Source organism: Arthrobacter sp. BI5, from assembly GCF_056680065.1.
Genome location: NZ_CM155264.1, coordinates 399,468 through 418,984 on the forward strand (window position 1 = coordinate 399,468; position 19,517 = coordinate 418,984).

Below are 19,517 nucleotides of genomic sequence, written 5' to 3' on the forward strand. Positions count from 1 at the left end.
TTGTGGTGTGCGACACCTTTCCGTGCGGCCGGCCCGGCTGCCGGGTTAGCGGCGGGCAATGATGCCCGATTTGGAGGAAGTGTGAAGTTGGTTCGCCTGGGCGCCGCGGGAGCGGAACGACCCGCCGTTATTGCCGTTGATGGCGCAGGAACGGAAAAGACATATGATCTATCTTCCCTGACCCGGGACATCACTGGCGAGTTCCTGGCCAGTGGGGGAATCGCGGCCGCACGGCGCGCCCTGGAGCGCGGGGAACTCGAGCCGCTGGACGCGGCGGGGGTCCGGACCGGTGCCCCGATCGTCCGTCCCTCCGCGGTCATCTGCGTAGGGATGAACTATGCCGCGCATGCCGCGGAATCCGGAGCGCTCCCGCCCGAGGTGCCCATCATCTTCCTCAAGACGCCCAACACCGTCGCGGGACCGGACGATGCGGCGTTCATCCCGCGCAACTCCACCAAGACCGACTGGGAGGTCGAACTCGGGGTGGTGATCGGCCAGCGCGCCAGCTACCTCGGGTCGCCGGCGGAGTCCGCGGCGCACATCGCGGGCTACCTGGTTGCCAACGATCTGTCTGAACGCACTTTCCAGATCGAGGAGTCCGGCGGCCAGTGGTCCAAGGGCAAATGTGCGCCCGGATTTTCCCCGCTCGGCCCCTGGCTTGTGCCGGCCGACGAGGTGGACCCGGGCAGGCTCCGCCTCCGAAGCTGGGTCAACGGCGAGCCGCGGCAGGACTCCAGCACAGCGGACATGGTCTTTCCGGTCGACTTCCTGATCCACCACCTCAGCCAGTACATGACTCTGGAGCCCGGTGACGTCGTCCTGACCGGCACGCCCCAGGGCGTGGCGCTCTCCGGCAAATTCCCGTACCTCAAGGCCGGCGACGTCGTCGAGGTAGAGATCGAGGGCCTCGGCCGCCAGCGGCAAGTCTTCGCGCAGGCCTGAACCGGCGGTCCGCGCCGTGCCTGCCGGCGCCGGCCGGCGCAGCGCACCTGAATCAACATCTTGGAAAGGAAAAACATGACAACGGAGATGGACGGGCTGGTCGCGATTGTGACCGGCGGCGCCTCCGGCATCGGGGCCGCCGCGGCGGCGCGGCTCGCCGCAGCCGGAGCCGCAGTGGCGGTCCTGGACCTGAACCCGGAGGACGCCGCCGAAGGGCACTTCGCGGTGCGCTGCGACGTGGCCGACGACGCCTCCGTAGTCGCGGCCGTCGATGCAGTGGCCGGGCGCTTTGGCCGGCTCGACGTCGTCGTCAACAACGCCGGGATAGGCGCCCAGGGCACCATCGCCGACAACGACGACGAGGAATGGCACCGCGTGTTCGACATCAACGTGCTCGGCATGGTCCGGGTCAGCCGCGCCGCACTGCCGCATTTGCGCCGCTCGCCGGCTGCCGCGATCGTCAACACGTGTTCCATCGCGGCGACGGCCGGACTGCCGCAGCGGGCGCTGTACGGCGCCAGCAAGGGCGCTGTCCTGTCCCTGACGCTGGCCATGGCCGCGGACCACATCCGCGAAGGCATCCGGGTCAACTGCGTGAACCCGGGCACTGCGGACACGCCCTGGATCGGCCGCCTGATGGACCAAAGCGATGATCCGCAGGCCGAACGCGCCGCGCTCAACGCCCGCCAGCCTCACGGCCGCCTGGTCACGGCGGACGAGGTGGCGGCCGCCATCGCCTATCTGGCCTCGCCCGCCGCCGGCTCCACGACCGGAACGTCGCTCGCGGTCGACGGCGGCATGCAGGGCCTGCGCCTGAGGCCGGTAACGTGACGAAGCAGCCGGCCCGGACGCGGGCGGTGCTCGGCGTGGACATCGGCACCAGCAGCAGCAAAGGCGTCGTCGTGGACCTGGACGGCCGGGTGCTCCGCTCCGCGTCGCGCAGCCATGATGTGAGCCGGCCCAGGCCGGGCTGGGCTGAGATGGACGGGCGCCTGTGGTGGGAGGAGTTCACCGCGATCAGCCGTGAACTGCTGGCCGGTGCGGGCGAGGCCGAGGAAATAGTCGCCGTCGGCGTCAGCGGCATGGGTCCCTGCGTCCTGGTCACGGACGCGGAGGGCGCCCCGCTGCGCCCGGCCATCCTCTACGGCATCGATTCGCGGGCCACCGAGCAGATCGAGTCGCTCACCGCCCGGCTGGGCGGCGGCGACGTCATCATGGAACGCTGCGGTTCCGTGTTGTCCACGCAGGCGGTCGGGCCGAAGCTGGCGTGGCTGGACCGGCACGAGCCGGCAGTGTTCGCGATGAGCCGCCGGCTCTTCATGCCCTCGTCCTGGCTCGCGTACCAGCTGACCGGAGCGTACGTGCTGGACCACCACTCGGCCAGCCAATGCACACCGCTCTACGACACGGGGGCGCTGGAATGGTATCCCCCCTACGCGGACCAGATCGCCCCCGGACTGGAACTTCCGCCGCTGCTTTGGCCCGGCGACACCGCCGGACACGTCACCCCGGACGCCGCCGCCGCCACCGGGCTGCCGGCCGGGGTGCCGGTCATTGCCGGAACGATCGACGCCTGGAGCGAAGCCGTCAGCGTGGACGGCCAGAACAACGGCGACCTCATGCTGATGTACGGCACCACGATGTTCCTCGTGAACACCGTGCCGGACCGGGTGACTTCTCCCCAGCTGTGGGGAACGGTCGGTGCCTTCGAGGGAACCCGCAACCTGGCCGGCGGGATGGCCACCTCCGGGGCGGTCACTTCGTGGCTCAAGGAACTCTTCGGGTCCCTCGACTTCCCGGAACTGCTAGAGCTGGCGGCCGCGTCCGGCCCGGGCGCGCGGGGACTGCTGATGCTGCCCTACTTTGCCGGCGAAAGGACCCCGGTGGCGGATCCGCAGGCCCGCGGCATCATCGCCGGGCTGACCCTTTCGCACACCCGCGGGGACCTTTACCGGGCTGCCCTGGAGGCCACGGCGCTCGGCGTCCGGCACAACATCGAATCCATGGAGCGCGCGGGCGGGAACATCCGGCGCATCGTGGCGGTGGGCGGCGGGACCCAGGGCGAGCTGTGGACCCAAATCGTCTCCGACGTGACCGGGCAGCCGCAGCTCATTCCGAGCCAGACAATCGGCGCCAGCTACGGTGCAGCGTACCTGGCCGCAGGGGCCGTTGCTGAGGTCAGCATCAGCGAATGGAATCCGCCGGCCCGGACCGTGCACCCGAACCCCGCCCTCACCGCGGACTATGACGAGCTGTACGACCTCTATTTGCGGCTCTATCCGGCCACGCAGGACATCGCCCACGCCCTGGCCGGACGCGAGGAGCGCCTGAGCCCCCAAAACCTCGAAAGGGAACCCACACCATGAGCAACTACACCTTCCCGGCCGTCGCGGAGACCCCCGCCGCTGAGGCCAACACGGTCTACACCATCAGCAGCGGCGACCTCCGGCTCGCCGCGAACACCAAGTGCTGGCCCACCCAGCAGCAGCTCGAAGGGCACTTCGCCGCGGCCGTGGAATCGCTCGGCTACCAGGTGGTCCGTGCGCACGGCGTCAACCCGGACACCGGGCACGGCTTTATCGACAGCCAGCGCATGGGCATGGAGGTCTTCAAGAATATTCCGCCGACGGCGCCGGTGGTGGTGGTGGAGGCCGTCTGGCAGTACAGCCACCACGTCCTCGCCGGCCTGCGCACGCACCGCGGTCCGATCCTGGTCGTGGCGAACTGGGCCGGTGACTTCCCCGGGCTGGTGGGCCTGCTTAACCTCACCGGAAGCCTGACAAAGGCTAAAGTCGACTACTCCGCGCTGTGGAGCGAAGACTTCACCGACGAATGGGCGGTGGGCAAGCTGAAGGACTGGCTCACCTCCGGCAGCATCACCCACGACACCAGCCACGTCCGCGAGCTGCCGCCGCTGGCGGACACGGAAGAGGTCCGGCTGGGACGCGCCCTGGCGCAGCAGCTGATGGCGGACAAAGCAATCATCGGCGTCTTCGACGAGGGCTGCATGGGGATGTACAACGCCATCATCGACGACGAAATGCTCAACCCGTTGGGCATCTACAAGGAGCGGCTCTCCCAAAGCGCCCTCGTGGCCGAGATGCAGAAAGTCCCGGACGCCGAGGCTGACGCGGTGAAGAGCTGGCTCGACGACGCCGGCCTTACCTTCCACTTCGGCACCGACCCGGCGACGGAACTGACCCCCGACCAGGTCCACAACCAGCTCAAGATGTACATCGCGGCGCTGCGGATCTCGGACGACTACGGAGTCGACGCCGTCGGCATCCAGTACCAGCAGGGCCTCAAGGACACCGTCCCGGCCTCGGACCTGGCCGAAGGCCTGCTCAACAACGTCCAGCGGCCACCGGTCTACTCCCGCGACGGGGGCCGCGAGCTGTTCGCCGGCAAGGCGCTGCCGCACTTCAACGAAGTGGACGAAGGGGTCGCCGTCGACGCGCTCATCACCAACCGGATCTGGACCGCGATGGGCCTCGACCCCGCCACCACGCTGCACGATGTGCGCTGGGGCGCCGACTACGACGGCGAATTCGTCTGGGTCTTCGAAATCTCCGGCTCCGTGCCGGCCTCCCACAACGGCGGGTACGACAAGTCCTACAGCATGCGCCAGCCCGCCATGTTCTTCCCGCTGGGCGGCGGTACCCTCAGCGGCGTCTCCAAGCCCGGGGAGATCGTCTGGTCACGGGTGTTCATCATGGACGACCGGTTGCACGTGGACCTCGGCCGCGGCCACGTCGTCGAGCTTCCGGAGGAGGAGACCCGCCGGCGGCTGGACGCGACCGACCCGCAGTGGCCGATCATGCACGCCGTCCTCAATGGGGTCAGCCGGGACCAGCTGATGGCCCGCCACAAGGCCAACCACGCCCAGGTGGTCTACGCCCCGGACGCCGCGACGGCGGACAAGGCGCTGGAAGCCAAGGCTGCTTTCTTCGCGGAGTTGGGCGTGCAGGTCCACCTCTGCGGCGACGTGTCGCTGTAGCGAAAGACCTGAGGGTGGCCGCCGCCGGACAGGAGGCGGCCGCCGCCGGGTGCACGGATGGAATAGTCCGGGGTAGGTGCCGGTTGGCGCCTATGGGACCCGGTGCTGCCTTAGCGGACAGGCCGGCCCCACGCACTGGGCGGGAACCGCCGTCGGCGCCGTACCGGGCGCCACCTGCGGTCCGCGCCCGAACCGGCTCAAACCAGCCAGAAACGGAGATGGTGGACCTATGACTGCCTACAAGACAGTGAACCCCGCAACCGGAGAAACGGAAAAGGAATTTCCGCTCGCGACGTCGGCCGAAGTTGAAGAAGCGCTCGCGGCCGCCCAGCAGGCATTCCAAGAATGGCGCGCGGCCCCGGTCGAGGAACGCACCAAGGTAATCGCCCGGGTTGCCGAGCTTTACCGGGAACGCCAGGATGAGCTGGCCCGCTTGATCGCGACCGAAATGGGCAAGCCCCTCGCCCAGTCCCGCGGCGAAGTGCAGCTGGTCGCCGACATTTACGACTACTACGCCACGGAGGGCCCGGACTTCCTCAAGGACGAGCCGCTGGACGTCAAGGGCGGCGGCTCCGCCGTTGTCCGCTCCGCCCCGATCGGGCCCCTGCTGGGCATCATGCCGTGGAACTACCCCTACTACCAGGTCGCCCGGTTCGCCGCGCCCAACCTGGTGCTGGGCAACACGATCCTGCTCAAGCACGCCGGCAGCTGCCCGCAGTCGGCCCTCGCGATCGAGGACATCTTCAAGGACGCCGGCCTCCCGGAGGGCGCCTACACCAACCTGTTCCTGGACAACGACCAGGTTGCCGAGGTCATCGCCGACACCCGGATCCAAGGTGTTTCCCTGACCGGCAGCGAGCGGGCCGGCGCGGCCGTGGCCGAAGTCGCGGGCCGGAACCTCAAGAAGTACGTGCTGGAGCTCGGCGGCAGCGACCCCTTCATCGTGCTGGACTCCGATGACCTCGACGCCACCGTCAAGGCCGCCGTGGGCGGCCGGATGGGCAACGCCGGGCAGGCCTGCACCGCGTCCAAGCGGTTCATTGTGCTCGAGGACCTTTACGAACCCTTCGTGGAGAAGTTCACCGCCCGGATGGCCCGGATCAAGCCGGGAGATCCGCAACAGGAAGACACCAAGTTCGGTCCGCTCTCCTCGCAGAGCGCCGCGGACGGCCTGATCGAACAGATCCAGGACGCCGTGGACAAGGGTGCCACCCTGCGGACCGGCGGCCACCACGTGGACGGCCCCGGGGCCTTCGTGGAGCCGACCGTGCTGACCGATGTCACGCCGGAGATGCGCGCCTTCTCCGAGGAACTGTTCGGCCCGGCCGCGGTCATCTACAAGGTGGCCAGCGTCGAGGAGGCCATCGAACTGGCCAACGGCTCCCCGTACGGCCTCGGCGGCTCGGTCTTCAGCGCGGACGCGGACAAGGCCCGGGACGTCGCGGACCGCCTGGACACGGGCATGGTCTTCATCAACTCCGTGGCCGAAACGCAGGCGGACCTGCCGTTCGGCGGCGTCAAGCGCTCCGGCGTCGGGCGTGAACTGGGCCGGTTCGGGATGGACGAGTTCGTGAACAAGAAGCTGATCCGCACCCCGCGGTAAGCATCGCCCCGCGCCACCCCCGCCCAGGCGGGTAACCGCCAGGCGGGAACGCCAAGCGGGACCCAGACCGGCGGCAAAAACGCTGCGGGACACGGCTGCGGCCGGAGGCAGGGAGCTTCCGGCCGCAGCCGTTGCCGTCCCGTTAGGCTCCTGCCATGGAGAAAACGGCCACCGCACCGGCGCGGCGCAGCCTGGCACTGGTGGGGATCAACGCGGGCCTGGCACTGCACCCGGTGGACTCCCGGGGAGCCCAGGTTCCGGGCGAACCGGCCAGTTGCTTCGCCACGTTCTGGCAGGCCGACTGGTCCCGCTGGGGTGCCGGGAGCGCCCTGCTGGTGGCCACCCTGCAGGGCTGGCGCAGCTACGGCGCCAATGCAGCGCTCGCGGAGACTCTGGCCACCGAACTCACCCGCCATTTCCCGGAGGCGGCACGCTTCCCGCTGGCCGGGATCAGCCACACCCACGACGAGTTCACCGTGCAGGTGGACCCGGCGTCGGGCTTCCGCGCCACCGGCCACAAGGCGGAGCTGGCCATCACCGGCGTCCTGGACCGGCGGCAGTTCGCCGCCCCCGACTTCCAGCTCGGCGAAACCAGCGCCGCCCTGAGCAATGTGTACCTGCCCTGCAGCTCCGGACGGCTCGCCGAATTCGGGGTGGAGTGGCCGGGCGGGCCGTCGGTCTACCCGGGCCCGCTGGGCCCGTCCTCCTCGGCCTTCATCGCGCTGGCCGAGTCGTGGGCGTTTTAGCGGCCGTCCAGGCGCGGCCGGCGGGCACGTGGCCTAGTGTTAAGGCTGGACGAAGTTCAGCACCCTTATGGTTCACGGAGAGGCGATGATGGCCAAGCGCAGCAACCCGGCAATGAAGATTGCCCAGAAGACCGCCCACAGCGCCATGTTCGACGCCGACGGCAAGCCCAAGCCCGGCGTCCACAGCATGCTCCTGCGCGCGGTGGAAATCCAGCGGCCACTGGTCCTGGCGAACCTGCGCCGGCTGCAGCGGAAGCACCCGCAGGCCACCGCGGCGCAGCTCGCAGCCATCCTGGAACGCAACTACCTGACCGCCGTCACCGGCGGCGGTGCGCTCGTCGGCGGCTCCGCCGTCATCCCCGGCGTCGGCACTGTCGCCGCGCTGGGCCTCTCCGCCGCCGCAACCGTCGGCTTCCTGGAGGCCACCGCGCTGTTCGCCACTTCGCTGGCGGAACTGCACGGGGTGCGGATGGTGGATCCGGAGCGGGCCAGCACGCTGGTCATGGCCATCATGCTCGGCGAAGAAGGCACGGCCCTGCTGAGCTCCCTCAGCGGCCAGGCCGCCGGCCAGGGCAAAGGGCCCACGCAGGCCTGGGGCACGCTGTTCGCCCGCCGGGCGCCGATGATCGGTTTTGGCTCGGTGCGGGAGCGGATCCAGCGGGCCTTCCTGCGGAACCTGCTCAAGCGCCAGGGCACGGCGCTGCTGGGCCGGGCCCTGCCCTTCGGCGTCGGCGCCGTGGTGGGCGGCGTCGGCAACCGGATCATGGGGCGCGCCGTCATCGAAAACGCCAAGGAGGCCTTCGGCCCTATGCCGGTGACCATCCCCGGCGAGCTGAAGCCCGGCGCTCCGGCCGCTGACGCCGGCCCGGATCTGGAAGGCGGAACCGGTGGATCTGAACGCTGACCTGGGGGAGTCCTTCGGCTCCTGGACCATGGGCGATGACGCCGCGATGTTCCCGCTGATCACCAGCGCCAGCGTGGCTTGCGGTATGCACGCCGGGGACCCGGTCACCATGCTGGACACCTGCCGCGCGGCCTACGAACTCGACGTCAGGGTGGGCGCCCACCTGGGCTACCCGGACCTGGCCGGCTTCGGCCTCCGCGCCATGGACATGACCTTTGACGACCTGTTCGGGGTGGTCCTCTACCAGCTGGGGGCGCTCGACGGCGTCGCCCATGCGGTGGGCGCCTCGGTGGACTACGTCAAGGTGCACGGTGGCCTTTACGACCGCACCGTGCACGACGAAGAGCAGGCCGCCGCCGTGGTCGCCGCCATCCAGGCCTACGATCCGGGCCTGCCCATCCTGGGCCTGGAGCGCTCGGCCCTGCTCCGGTTTGCCCGCGAAGCCGGCCACCCTGTGTTCCACGAAGCCTTCGCTGACCGGACCTACCTCCCCGACGGCACCCTGGTGCCGCGCCTGGAGGAGGAATCGGTGATCGAGGATCCCGACGAGATCGTCGAGCGTGCGCTCCGCCTGGCGCTCAAGGGCGAGGTCGTGGCGGTCGACGGCACCGTGGTGACGCTCTCGCCGCATTGCCTGTGCCTGCACGGAGACACCCCCGGCTCGGTCGCGGTGGCCGCCGCCGTCCGCGCAGCGCTGGAAAAAGCCGGCGTCGAGCTGGAACCCTTCGCCTAAACAGGGCCAACAAAGCGCGAACGGGCACTTGCGGCCCCTCGCGCTACCCCGTGTCCTAAGGCCCTAGCCGGGCCCAATCGCGGCCCATAGCTTTGGGGGCATGACTGCCGGAGGCTCCGCGGGGTTGGACGGACCCGCCTCGGACGCAATGTTGAAGCTGGGCCGATTTTTCACGAAATGGGACCAGACCGACGACGGCAGGGCGGTGTTCAGGGAAGGCGGCCGCAAGGGCGACATCTTCTACCGGGACCGCTGGAGCCACGACAAGGTGGTCCGCTCAACCCACGGGGTCAACTGCACCGGCTCCTGCTCCTGGAAGGTGTACGTCAAGGACGGCATCATCACCTGGGAATCCCAGCAGACGGACTACCCCTCGGTGGGCCCCGACAGCCCGGAATACGAACCTAGAGGCTGCCCCCGCGGGGCGGCTTTTTCCTGGTACACCTACTCACCAACGCGCGTCCGGTTCCCCTACGCCCGCGGCGTCCTGGTCGAGATGTACCGCGCGGCGAAGGCCCGGCTGGGCGATCCGGTACTGGCCTTCGCCGACGTCGTGGGGGACCCGGAGCGGCGCCGCCGCTACCAGCAGGCCCGCGGCAAAGGCGGCCTGGTCCGCGTGTCCTGGCAGGAAGCGATCGAAATCGCCGCCGCCGCGCACGTCAACACGATTAAGACCTACGGTCCGGACCGCTGCGCGGGATTCTCCCCGATCCCCGCGATGTCGATGGTCTCGCACGCGGTGGGGACCCGGTTCATCCAGCTTATCGGCGGCGTGATGACGTCCTTTTACGACTGGTACGCCGACCTGCCGGTGGCCAGCCCGCAGGTCTTTGGAGACCAGACGGACGTCCCGGAATCCGGTGACTGGTGGGACGCGCGCTACCTGATGATGTGGGGCTCCAACGTCCCCGTGACCCGGACCCCGGACGCGCACTGGATGGCCGAGGTGCGGTACCGCGGCACCAAGGTGGTCACGGTCAGCCCGGACTACGCGGACAACACGAAGTTCGCCGACGAATGGCTCCCCGCCCAGGCCGGCACCGACGCCGCCCTGGCGATGGCCATGGGCCACGTGATGCTCAAGGAGTTCTTCGTCGACCGCGAGGTGCCGTTCTTTGCCGACTACGTCCGCCAGTACACCGACCTGCCGTTTTTGGTCCGGCTGGAACGGCGCGACGACGGCTCCCTCACCCCGGCGAAGTTCCTCACCGCCAAGGACCTCCCGGCCGAGTCGCTGGCTGAAGACGCGGCGTTCCGCACCGTGCTGTTCGACAAGAAGACCGGACGACCGGCCGTGCCCAACGGCTCAATGGGCTTCCGGTATTCCGGCAGCGGCGAGGGCAAATGGAACCTGGACCTGGAGGGGATCGAACCGGCGCTGTCGCTGCGCGAGGTCTCCGCTGGCAGCGCCGAGATCCTGCTGCCGTGCTTCGAGGACGCAAGCGGTGAGGGCAGCGTGCTCCGCCGCGGCGTGCCCGTCCTCGAGCTGGAAGGCCAGCTGGTCACCACCGTGTTCGACCTGATGCTGGCCCAGTACGGTGTGGGCCGTGACGGGCTGCCGGGGGAGTGGGCCGCCGGTTACGAGGACGCCGCGACGCCGTACACCCCGGCCTGGCAGGAGGAAATCACCTCCGTTCCCGCGCAGGCCTGCATCCGGGTGGCACGGCAGTTCGCCCGGAACGCCGAAGAGTCCAAGGGCCGGTCCATGATCATCATGGGCGCCGGGATCTGCCAGTGGTTCCACGGCGACGCCACGTACCGGGCCGTGCTGGCCCTGGTGATGCTCACCGGCTGCATGGGCCGCAACGGCGGCGGCTGGGCGCACTACGTGGGCCAGGAAAAGACCCGCCCCGCCACCGGCTGGGTCTCGCTGGCGAACGCGCTGGACTGGTCCCGGCCGCCGCGGACCATGATCGGCACCGGGTACTGGTACATGCACACGGACCAGTGGCGGCAGGACGGCTACTCCGCCGACGCGCTGAAGTCCCCGCTATCCACCGGCGCGCTGGACGGCATGCACACCGCGGACGCGATGGCCCAGTCCGCGCGGCTCGGCTGGATGCCGTTCTATCCGCAGTTCGACCGGAACCCGCTGGACCTCGCGGACGAGGCGGAAGCCGCCGTCGCCGCCGGCACCGCGCAAGACACCCCCGGCTACATCGCGGACGCCCTCAAAAACCGCACCCTGAACCCTGCGATCGAGGACGTGGACGCCCCGGAGAACTGGCCCCGGACCCTGGTGCTGTGGCGCTCCAACCTGTTCGGCTCCTCGGCCAAAGGCAACGAGTACTTCCTGCGGAACCTGCTGGGCACCCACAACAACGTCCTCGGCAAGGACCATGCCGAGGGCCTCAAGCCCAGGGATGTGAAGTGGCACGAGCAGGCGCCGGAAGGAAAACTGGACCTGCTGGTCTCCGCCGACTTCCGGATGACCTCCACCACGCTGCTGTCCGACGTCGTATTCCCGGCCGCCACCTGGTACGAGAAGCACGACCTGTCCTCCACCGACATGCACCCCTTCGTGAACGCCTTCACACCCGCGATCGACCCGCCCTGGGAAACCAAGACGGACTTCGACACCTTCCACCTGCTGGCCCAGGAGTTCTCCCGGCAGGCCAGAACCCACCTGGGCGTCCGCCGGGACCTGGTCAGCGTGCCGCTGCAGCACGACACCCCCGGCCAAATCGCCCAGCCCGGCGGGATCGTCCGGGACTGGCGGGACGCGTCCATCCCCGCGGTCCCCGGGCAGAACATGCCCGTCTTCTCCGTGGTGGAGCGCGACTACACCGCCATCGCTGACAAGCTCGCCGCCGTCGGGCCGCTGGCCGACAAACTCGGCTTCACGGTCAAGAACGTCACCTACAAACTCGCCGGACCGTTGGAGCGGCTGAGCCGCTCCAACGGCGTGATGCTCGGCGGCGCCGCGGACGGCCGCCCCGCCATCGACACCGACGCGAAGATGGCCGAGGCGATCCTTGCCTTTTCCGGCACCACCAACGGTGCCCTCTCCGTCCAGGGCTTCAAGGACCTGGAAGTGCGCACCGGCCGGAAACTCGCGGACCTGTCCGAAGGGTCGGAGGAAAAATTCATCACCTTCGCGCAGACCCAGGCAGGCCCGGTCCCGGTGATCACCTCCCCGGAATGGTCCGGCTCCGAGACCGGCGGACGGCGCTACTCACCCTTCACCATCAACGTGGAACGGCTCAAGCCCTTCCACACCCTGACCGGCCGCATGCACTTCTTCCTGGACCACGACTGGATCCGGGACATCGGCGAGGCGCTGCCCATCTACCGGCCGCCGCTGGACATGCACCGGCTCTTCGGCGAACCCAGACTCGGCCAGGACGGGGCCATGGAGGTGGTGGTCCGCTACCTGACGCCGCACTCCAAATGGTCCATCCACTCCGAATACCAGGACAACCTGCTGATGCTCTCGCTCTCCCGCGGCGGCCCCACGGTCTGGATGAGCCCCGCGGACGCGGACGCCATCAAGGTCAAGGACAACGACTGGGTGGAGTGCGTGAACATCAACGGCGTCCTCGTGGCCCGCGCGATCGTCAGCCACCGGATGCCGGCCGGTGTCGTCTACGTCCACCACGCCCAGGAACGCACCATCGACGTGCCCAAGTCCGAGGCCACCGGACGGCGCGGCGGCATCCACAACTCGGTGACCCGGCTGCTGGTCAAACCCTCGCACCTGATCGGCGGCTACGCCCAGCTGGCCTACGCCTTCAACTACCTTGGCCCCACCGGAAACCAGCGCGACATGGTGGCCACCGTCCGCCGTCGTTCCCAGGAGGTGCAGTACTGATGCGTGTGATGGCTCAAATGGGCATGGTCATGAACCTGGACAAATGCATCGGCTGCCACACCTGTTCCGTGACCTGCAAACAGGCCTGGACCAACCGGGCGGGCACCGAATACGTCTGGTTCAACAACGTCGAAACCCGTCCCGGGCAGGGCTATCCGCGCCGTTACGAGGACCAGGAGCGGTGGCACGGCGGCTGGGTGCTGAACAAGCGCGGCAAGCTGGTGCTCAAGGGCGGCGGCCGGGTCAAGAAGCTGCTGGGGATTTTCGCCAGCCCGGTCCAGCCCGAGCTCAAGGACTACTACGAGCCGTGGACCTACGACTACAAAACCTTGGTGGACGCGCCGCTGGGCGATGATTTCCCGGTGGCGCGGCCCAAGTCCCTGATCACGGGGGAGGACACCAAGATCACCTGGTCCGCGAACTGGGACGATGACCTGGGCGGTTCCATGGAGAACGGGCACCTGGACCCGATCGTGGAGAAGGTCCGGCGCGAATCCGAGGACAAGATCAAGTTCGCCTACGAGCAGACCTTTATGTTCTACCTGCCGCGGATCTGCGAGCACTGCCTGAACCCCTCCTGCATGGCTTCCTGCCCCTCCGGCGCGATCTATAAACGCGTGGAGGACGGGATTGTGCTGGTGGACCAGGACAAGTGCCGCGGCTGGCGGCAGTGCGTGACCGGCTGCCCGTACAAGAAGATCTACTTCAACCACAAGACCGGCAAGGCCGAGAAGTGCACGTTCTGCTACCCGCGGGTGGAGGTGGGGCTTCCGACGGTGTGTTCGGAGACCTGCGTGGGCCGGCTGCGCTATCTGGGGTTGTTCCTGTACGACGCCGACGCCGTCACCGCGGCGGCCGCCGTCACGGACCCGCAAGAGCTTTACGACGCCCAGATGGACGTCCTGCTGGACCCGAACGACCCCGCCGTCCAGGCCGAGGCGCGGACCCAGGGCATCCCGGAGGACTGGATCGACGCGGCCCGGCGCTCGCCGGTCTACGCCCTCGCCAAGGTCTACAAGGTGGCCCTGCCGCTGCACCCCGAATACCGGACCATGCCGATGGTCTGGTACGTCCCGCCGCTCTCACCCGTCGTCGATCTGCTGCGGGACCAGGGGCACGACGGCGAGGACACCGGCAACCTGTTCGGCGCCATCGATGCGCTGCGCATCCCGGTGGAATACCTCGCGGAGCTCTTCACCGCCGGCGACGCGGACCGGGTCACCGCGGTGCTGAAGAAACTCGCGGCGATGCGCTCCTTCATGCGCGGGATCAGCCTTGGCAATGATCCGGACGACTCGATCCCGGAAGCGGTGGGCATGGACAGCCAGACCATGTACGAGATGTACCGGCTGATGGCGATCGCGAAGTACGAGGAACGCTACGTGATCCCCAAGGCCCACGTGGAACAGGCACACGACCTCGAGGAAATGGGCTGCTCGCTGGACTTCGACGGCGGGCCGGGCATGCAGGACTCCTCGCCGTTCGGCGAGGCCAGCGGCAGGCCCGTCCCGGTGGCGGTGGAAACCTTCAACGCGCTGAAGGACCGGCAGACCTCCGGTGCCGCGCCCGGCGAAACGACGCTGCGGGGACGGGTGAACCTGCTGAACTGGGACGGGACGGGGGCGCCGGCGGGGCTGTTCCCCGAAAAGCAGCCAGGTGCCGGAGCCGCACCTGGTCCCAGCAGCCGGCCGGGGGAGCGGCAGTGAGCCGCCGCGAGCAGGTCGTCTACCTCGCCGCCGCCTGGTGCCTGTCCTACCCGGACGAGGAACTGATCGGCAGGGTCCCGTTGATGCGGGACGCGCTGGCCGAGTCCCCCGGCGCCGGTGCGGACTTCGCCGAGGTGCTGGACCGGCTGGAATCCTTGCCGCCGCTGGAGCTCCAGGCGCATTACGTGCGCGAGTTCGACCTCGGCAAGCGCCACGCCCTGCACCTGTCCTACTGGACCGACGGGGACACCCGCCGCCGCGGCGAAGTCCTGGGGAACTTCAAGAAGACCTACCGGCAAAGCGACATTCTGGTGGACACCCACGGCGAACTGCCCGACTACCTTCCGATGGTGCTGGAATACGCCGCGCTGGTGGATCTCGCGGCCGGCCGCGAGCTGCTGAGCCGGTTCCGGGCCAGCCTAGAGATGCTGCGCTTCGGCCTGCTCCGGGACGAGCTGCCGCACGCCCGGATCCTGCAGGCTATCTGCGCCACCCTGCCCGGGAAATCGCCGGCGGACGAGCAGGCCGTGATGCGGATGGCCGGCTACGGTCCGCCCACCGAGGCGGTGGGCCTGGACCCGTACGATCCCCGCCTGCTTCCCGTAAAGGGGGCCTGACCATGCCGGCCTTCGAAGCTGAGCCCGGATCCGCCGTCGAACTTTCCACCCTGGACATCGTCCTGTGGGGCGTGCTGCCCTACGTTATGGTCGTGGTGCTGGTCGGCGGCCTGGTCTGGCGGTACAAGTATGACCAGTTCGGCTGGACCACCCGTTCCTCCCAGCTCTACGAATCCCGGCTGCTGCGGATTGCCTCGCCGTTGTTCCACTTCGGCCTGCTCGCCGTGATCGCCGGGCACTTCTTCGGCCTGGTCATTCCGATGGCGTGGACCCAGGCCGTGGGTATGAGCCAGGACTTCTACCACTTCAACGCCCTGCTGGTGGGCGGCATTGCCGGGGTTGGCACCTTGGGCGGCATCATCCTGCTGATCTACCGCCGCCGCACCACCGGGCCGGTGTTTATGGCCACCACCAAGAACGACAAGACCATGTACGTGGTGCTGACCGGTGCGATCGTGTTCGGGCTCTGGACCACCCTTGCCAGTGTTTTCGAGGGCGAGCACGGGCACAACTACCGCGAGACCGTGGCCCCGTGGTTCCGCTCGCTGTTCATCTTCCAGCCGGACATCGCGGCGATGGCGGCGGCGCCGTTCTCCTTCCACCTGCACACCGTGGTGGGCATGGCGCTGTTCGTGATCTGGCCGTTCACCCGCCTCGTCCACGCCTTCACGGCACCGTTCCACTACCTCTTCCGGCCCTACATCGTGTACCGCTCCCGGGACCGTGACCGGGACGGCGCCAAAGCCGGCGCGGCCGCGGCACGGTCCTCTTCCACCGCCGCCCGCCGCGGCTGGTCCGCCGTCGGAACCCGCGACCGGGATACCCGGAACCGGTGACCAGCTTGCGTTGCTGAACGCGCATCCCTGAACCCGCCCGCCGAACCTGCCCGTCCGAATCGAAAGGAGACCCCAATGGCCGGAACAGTGTCCCCCTCCGCGGCCGCCCCGGGCGGCCGGACCCTCAACCTGGTGCTCGCCACCGTCGCCTCGGTGGCCGGATTCTGGGCGTGGAACTCGGTGGCTACCCTCGGGGCCTTTTACACGCAGAACCTCCAGCTGAACCCGGCGACCACGGGCGTCCTCGTCGCGATGCCGGTGTTCGTCGGCTCGCTGGGGAGGATCGTCGTCGGCGCCCTCACGGACAAGTACGGCGGCCGCGCCCTGTTTACCTTCGTGCTGCTTGCGGCCATTGTCCCCATCCTGCTGGTGGCCGTCGGCGGCACCATCCGCTCCTTCGCGCTGGTGCTGGGCGCCGGGCTGCTGCTCGGCGTTGCCGGGACGGTCTTCGCCGTCGGTATCCCCTTCGTCAGCGCCTGGTACGAACCCTCACGGCGCGGTTTCGCCACCGGGGTCTTCGGCGCCGGGATGGGAGGCACCGCGCTGGCTGCTTTCCTGAATCCGCGGCTGGTCGCCTGGATCGGGTACTTCCCCACGCACCTGCTGATCGCCGGGGTTCTGGCCGTCATGGCCGCGCTGGTCTGGTTCCTGATGAAGGAGTCCCCGGCCTGGCACCGCACCGACGCCCCGGTCCTGCCCAAGCTGTTGGACGCCGCGAAGACTCCGGTCACCTGGAAGATGTGTTTCCTCTACGCCGTCGTGTTCGGCGGCTTCGTGTCCTTCGCAACTTACCTTCCCACCTACCTCCGCGACATTTACAGCTTCGACCCCAGCGCCGCCGGTGCGCGCACGGCCGGGTTCGCCCTGGCCGCCGTGCTGGCCCGGCCGGTGGGCGGCGTCCTCGCGGACCGGTTCGGACCCAAACCCGTCGTGATGGTGTCGCTCGCCGGCGTCGCCGTGCTGGCCTGGGTGGTGAATCTCCAGCCCGACGGCGATGTCCCCGCCGGCCTGACGTTCGTCGCCATGGCGGCGGCCCTGGGACTGGGCACCGGCGGCGTCTTCGCCTGGGTCGGGGTGCTCGCCCCGGCCGGGAAGGTGGGCAGCATTGCCGGGGTGGTCAGCGCCGCCGGCGGCCTGGGCGGCTACTTCCCGCCGCTGGTGATGGGCGCCACCTACGACGCCGCGACCCGCAGCTACTCGATCGGGCTGATGCTGCTCGTGGTCACGGCCCTCGCGGCGCTGGCGTTCACGGTCTTCGCCATGCATGGCCGGGCCGCGGCCAGGGTCGCGCACGTTTAGCGGGCCTGAAGTGTCCGTTCGCGCGTTGGTGGCGGCCTGAAGTGTCCGTTCGCGCTGGGGGGTCAGCCGAAGAGCAGGTGCGCCACCGTGAAGATGGCGAGCCCGGCCAGCGCCCCCACCACGGTGCCGTTGATCCGGATGAACTGCAGGTCCTTGCCGACCTGGAGTTCGATCTTCTGCGAGGTTTCCTCGGCGTCCCAGCGGGCCACGGTATCGGTGATCACTCCGGCAATGTCGGCGCGGTAGTTGTTCACCAGGTAGCCCGCGGCGTCGCCGATCCACGTGTTCACCTTGCCGGCCAGCTCCGGGTCGACCACCAGCCGGGTGCCGAAGTCGTGCACGGCGGCCTTGAACTTCACCGTCAGCTCGCTGTGCGGATCGTCGACGGCGGCCAGCAGGGCGGCTTTAACAGTGCCCCAGGTGCGGGAGGCGAGGTCGCGGACCTCGGGGTCGCCCAGCACCTGGGCTTTGATGCCCTCGGCCCGGGCGATCATGACCGGATCGTGCTGCAGGTCCTGGGCCAACTCCTTGAGGTACTTGTCGATCGAGAGCCGGACCTGGTGCTGCGGATCGCCCTGCACCGCGCGGGTGAACTTCAGGATCTCCACATAGACCTTGTCGCCCACGAGCCCGTCCACGAAGGTGGGCACCCAGGTGGGGGAGCGGTCCGTGACCAGCCGGTTGACCGTCTCGTGGTTGTCCCGCACCCAGTCCACCGCGCGGTCCACCAGCAGGTCCACCAGCGCGTGGTGGTGGCCGTCGTCGAACACGCGCTCAGCGAGCCGGCCCACCGGGGGTCCCCACGGCGGCGCCAGCAGGTGCCTGCGGACCATGCCCTCGATGACGGCCTGGACGTCGTCGTCGTTCAGCACCGTGAAGGCGCCGCGGATCACGGCGGCACCCTCCTTGGCCACCCGCTCGGGCCCGCCCGGACCGGACAGCCAGCCGCCGACCTTCCGCGCGATGTCCACGCTGGCCAGCTTCTCCTTCACCACCTGTTCGGAAAGGAAGTTGGTCTCCACGAATTCGCCCAGCGACGCCCCGATCTGGTCCTTGCGCCGCGGAATGATCGCGGTGTGCGGGATCTTCAGGCCCAGCGGGTACTTGAAGAGGGCCGTCACTGCGAACCAGTCCGCGAGGGCGCCCACCATGCCGCCCTCGGCCGCGGCCCGGACGTACTGAAGCGCCGGGTACTGCTTCTGCAGGGCGAAGGCGACCACAAAGATGACCGCCATGCCGATCAGCAGCGACACGGCCAGCAGCTTCATCTTCCGCAGCGCCGCGGCCTTTTCTGCGTCCGCGGGGGAGAGCCGGTGTTCGGTGCTGGCCCGGGGGACGGCGGTACTGGCGGGTCGTTCAGTGTTCACCTGCATGTGCCCAGCCTAGCCGCGCATCCGCAACCCACGTCCGCTAACGTGTCAGCATGACAATCGAGGAGTCCGCCGCCGCCCGCCCCCTGGTCTACGCCCACCGGGGCGCCAGCGGAGCTTTCGCCGAGCACACCCGTGCCGCCTACCTGCAGGCCATCGCCGACGGCGCCGACGGCGTCGAGTGCGATGTCCACCTGACCCGCGACCAGCACGCGGTGCTGCTCCACGACGCCAACCTCGACCGCACCTCGAACGGCACCGGCCCGGTTGCGGACCGCACCCTGGAGGAGCTGCGGCTGCTGGACTTCTGTTCCTGGAAGGGCGCCCGGATCCCCGAAGAATACGGCGCCCCCTCCGAGCAGTTCCTGACCCTCCCCGAACTGCTGGACATCCTGCGCCTGGCCGGCCGCGAGATAGGGCTGGCGATCGAACTAAAACACCCCAGCCCCTATCAGCTCAAACTCGAGGACCGGGTCCTGGCAGTCCTCGAGGCCGAGGGCTGGGACCGGGCCACCTCGATGCTGGACAACATCCGGGTCTCCTTCATGAGCTTCAGCCCCGACTCGGTGAAGCACCTGCTCCAGTCCGTACCCGCCGCGGCCATCTGCCAGCTCGTGGACGACGTGAACGTGGAGGAAATCCGGGAGGAGCTGGGGCTCGGAGCCATTACCGGGGGCGCCCTGGCCAACGTCATGAAAGCTGCACAGACCGAGGGGGAACGGATCCTGGACGACTGCGAGGTGGGCCTGGCCGGCCCCGGCATCAGCTACGTCCGCGGGCACTCCCGGACGGTCCGGCGCTGGCTGGCCTCGGGGCGCCGCTTCCGGGTCTGGACCGTGGACTCGGCGGAGGACGTCGCCCTCTGCCGGGAACTCGGCATCCAGGAGATCACCACCAACCGCCCCGCCGAGGTCCGCGCCCAGCTGCTCGCCCCGCTGTAGGGAATTGCTGCG

General features: G+C 68.9%; 15 protein-coding genes. 14 read left to right on the forward strand and 1 reads right to left on the reverse strand.

From position 1 onward, the window contains the following. Nucleotides 1-81 precede the first annotated feature (81 nt). The 13 genes from AC1MED_RS01945 (at nt 82) to AC1MED_RS02005 (ending at nt 17,194) form a co-directional block, all read left to right on the forward strand. Nucleotides 82-942 (forward strand): fumarylacetoacetate hydrolase family protein, encoded by an 861-nt coding sequence (locus tag AC1MED_RS01945; RefSeq protein WP_479785194.1) that lies wholly within the window; start codon nt 82-84, stop codon nt 940-942. Nucleotides 943-1,017: 75 nt separating this feature from the next. Beyond that, nucleotides 1,018-1,773: an SDR family NAD(P)-dependent oxidoreductase gene (locus AC1MED_RS01950; RefSeq protein WP_479785196.1), complete on the forward strand. Its 756-nt coding sequence runs from the start codon at nt 1,018-1,020 to the stop codon at nt 1,771-1,773. Further along, nucleotides 1,770-3,308 carry an FGGY-family carbohydrate kinase gene (locus tag AC1MED_RS01955; RefSeq protein WP_479785198.1) on the forward strand — a complete coding sequence of 513 codons (1,539 nt, stop codon included), beginning with the start codon at nt 1,770-1,772 and terminating at the stop codon, nt 3,306-3,308. The genes AC1MED_RS01950 and AC1MED_RS01955 overlap by 4 nt, the downstream gene beginning before the upstream one ends. Then, nucleotides 3,305-4,939: a fucose isomerase gene (locus AC1MED_RS01960; protein WP_479785199.1), complete on the forward strand. Its 1,635-nt coding sequence runs from the start codon at nt 3,305-3,307 to the stop codon at nt 4,937-4,939. Before AC1MED_RS01955 ends, AC1MED_RS01960 begins: the two co-directional genes overlap by 4 nt. 229 nt (nt 4,940-5,168) lie before the next feature. Further along, a complete protein-coding gene (locus tag AC1MED_RS01965) occupies nt 5,169-6,542 on the forward strand; it encodes an NAD-dependent succinate-semialdehyde dehydrogenase (protein ID WP_479785201.1) in 1,374 nt (457 codons plus the stop codon). Nucleotides 6,543-6,697: 155 nt separating this feature from the next. Next, nucleotides 6,698-7,288, forward strand: coding sequence for a hypothetical protein (locus tag AC1MED_RS01970; RefSeq protein WP_479785203.1), 591 nt, complete (start codon nt 6,698-6,700; stop codon nt 7,286-7,288). 88 nt (nt 7,289-7,376) lie between these two features. Then, complete coding sequence (locus AC1MED_RS01975; RefSeq protein WP_479786743.1) at nt 7,377-8,192, forward strand: hypothetical protein; 816 nt, start codon at nt 7,377-7,379, stop codon at nt 8,190-8,192. Continuing rightward, on the forward strand, nt 8,176-8,925 hold the full coding sequence (locus tag AC1MED_RS01980) for a LamB/YcsF family protein (RefSeq protein WP_479785204.1): 750 nt from the start codon (nt 8,176-8,178) through the stop codon (nt 8,923-8,925). Before AC1MED_RS01975 ends, AC1MED_RS01980 begins: the two co-directional genes overlap by 17 nt. Nucleotides 8,926-9,025: 100 nt before the next feature. Further along, nucleotides 9,026-12,736 carry a nitrate reductase subunit alpha gene (locus tag AC1MED_RS01985; RefSeq protein WP_479785206.1) on the forward strand — a complete coding sequence of 1,237 codons (3,711 nt, stop codon included), beginning with the start codon at nt 9,026-9,028 and terminating at the stop codon, nt 12,734-12,736. Further along, nucleotides 12,736-14,442 (forward strand): nitrate reductase subunit beta, encoded by a 1,707-nt coding sequence (gene narH / locus AC1MED_RS01990; protein ID WP_479785208.1) that lies wholly within the window; start codon nt 12,736-12,738, stop codon nt 14,440-14,442. Before AC1MED_RS01985 ends, narH begins: the two co-directional genes overlap by 1 nt. Beyond that, nucleotides 14,439-15,059, forward strand: coding sequence for a nitrate reductase molybdenum cofactor assembly chaperone (gene narJ, locus AC1MED_RS01995; protein WP_479785210.1), 621 nt, complete (start codon nt 14,439-14,441; stop codon nt 15,057-15,059). Before narH ends, narJ begins: the two co-directional genes overlap by 4 nt. Before the next feature lie 2 nt (nt 15,060-15,061). Beyond that, nucleotides 15,062-15,895, forward strand: coding sequence for a respiratory nitrate reductase subunit gamma (gene narI / locus AC1MED_RS02000; protein WP_479785212.1), 834 nt, complete (start codon nt 15,062-15,064; stop codon nt 15,893-15,895). A 75-nt stretch (nt 15,896-15,970) separates the two neighbouring features. Beyond that, nucleotides 15,971-17,194 carry an MFS transporter gene (locus AC1MED_RS02005; protein WP_479785214.1) on the forward strand — a complete coding sequence of 408 codons (1,224 nt, stop codon included), beginning with the start codon at nt 15,971-15,973 and terminating at the stop codon, nt 17,192-17,194. A gap of 62 nt (nt 17,195-17,256) precedes the next feature. Here AC1MED_RS02005 and AC1MED_RS02010 read toward each other — a convergent pair whose 3' ends face one another. Continuing rightward, entirely contained in the window at nt 17,257-18,567 is a 1,311-nt protein-coding gene (locus AC1MED_RS02010) for a DUF445 domain-containing protein (RefSeq protein ID WP_479785215.1), read from the reverse strand. Nucleotides 18,568-18,617: 50 nt separating this feature from the next. On the opposite strand from AC1MED_RS02010, the gene AC1MED_RS02015 reads away from it, so the two are divergent. Continuing rightward, nucleotides 18,618-19,505 carry a glycerophosphodiester phosphodiesterase gene (locus tag AC1MED_RS02015; RefSeq protein ID WP_479785216.1) on the forward strand — a complete coding sequence of 296 codons (888 nt, stop codon included), beginning with the start codon at nt 18,618-18,620 and terminating at the stop codon, nt 19,503-19,505. Nucleotides 19,506-19,517: the final 12 nt, after the last annotated feature.

Excerpts from the sequence above, each read along its gene's own strand:
- AC1MED_RS01950 (WP_479785196.1), top strand. The coding sequence starts at position 1,018 with ATGACAACGGAGATGGACGGGCTGGTCGCGATTGTGACCGGCGGCGCC.
- AC1MED_RS01970 (WP_479785203.1), top strand. The coding sequence starts at position 6,698 with ATGGAGAAAACGGCCACCGCACCGGCGCGGCGCAGCCTGGCACTGGTG.
- AC1MED_RS02005 (WP_479785214.1), top strand. The coding sequence starts at position 15,971 with ATGGCCGGAACAGTGTCCCCCTCCGCGGCCGCCCCGGGCGGCCGGACC.
- AC1MED_RS02015 (WP_479785216.1), top strand. The coding sequence starts at position 18,618 with ATGACAATCGAGGAGTCCGCCGCCGCCCGCCCCCTGGTCTACGCCCAC.
- narI (WP_479785212.1), top strand. The coding sequence starts at position 15,062 with ATGCCGGCCTTCGAAGCTGAGCCCGGATCCGCCGTCGAACTTTCCACC.
- AC1MED_RS01975 (WP_479786743.1), top strand. The coding sequence starts at position 7,377 with ATGGCCAAGCGCAGCAACCCGGCAATGAAGATTGCCCAGAAGACCGCC.
- AC1MED_RS01965 (WP_479785201.1), top strand. The coding sequence starts at position 5,169 with ATGACTGCCTACAAGACAGTGAACCCCGCAACCGGAGAAACGGAAAAG.
- AC1MED_RS02010 (WP_479785215.1), bottom strand. The coding sequence starts at position 18,567 with ATGCAGGTGAACACTGAACGACCCGCCAGTACCGCCGTCCCCCGGGCC.
- AC1MED_RS01960 (WP_479785199.1), top strand. The coding sequence starts at position 3,305 with ATGAGCAACTACACCTTCCCGGCCGTCGCGGAGACCCCCGCCGCTGAG.
- AC1MED_RS01985 (WP_479785206.1), top strand. The coding sequence starts at position 9,026 with ATGACTGCCGGAGGCTCCGCGGGGTTGGACGGACCCGCCTCGGACGCA.
- narH (WP_479785208.1), top strand. The coding sequence starts at position 12,736 with ATGCGTGTGATGGCTCAAATGGGCATGGTCATGAACCTGGACAAATGC.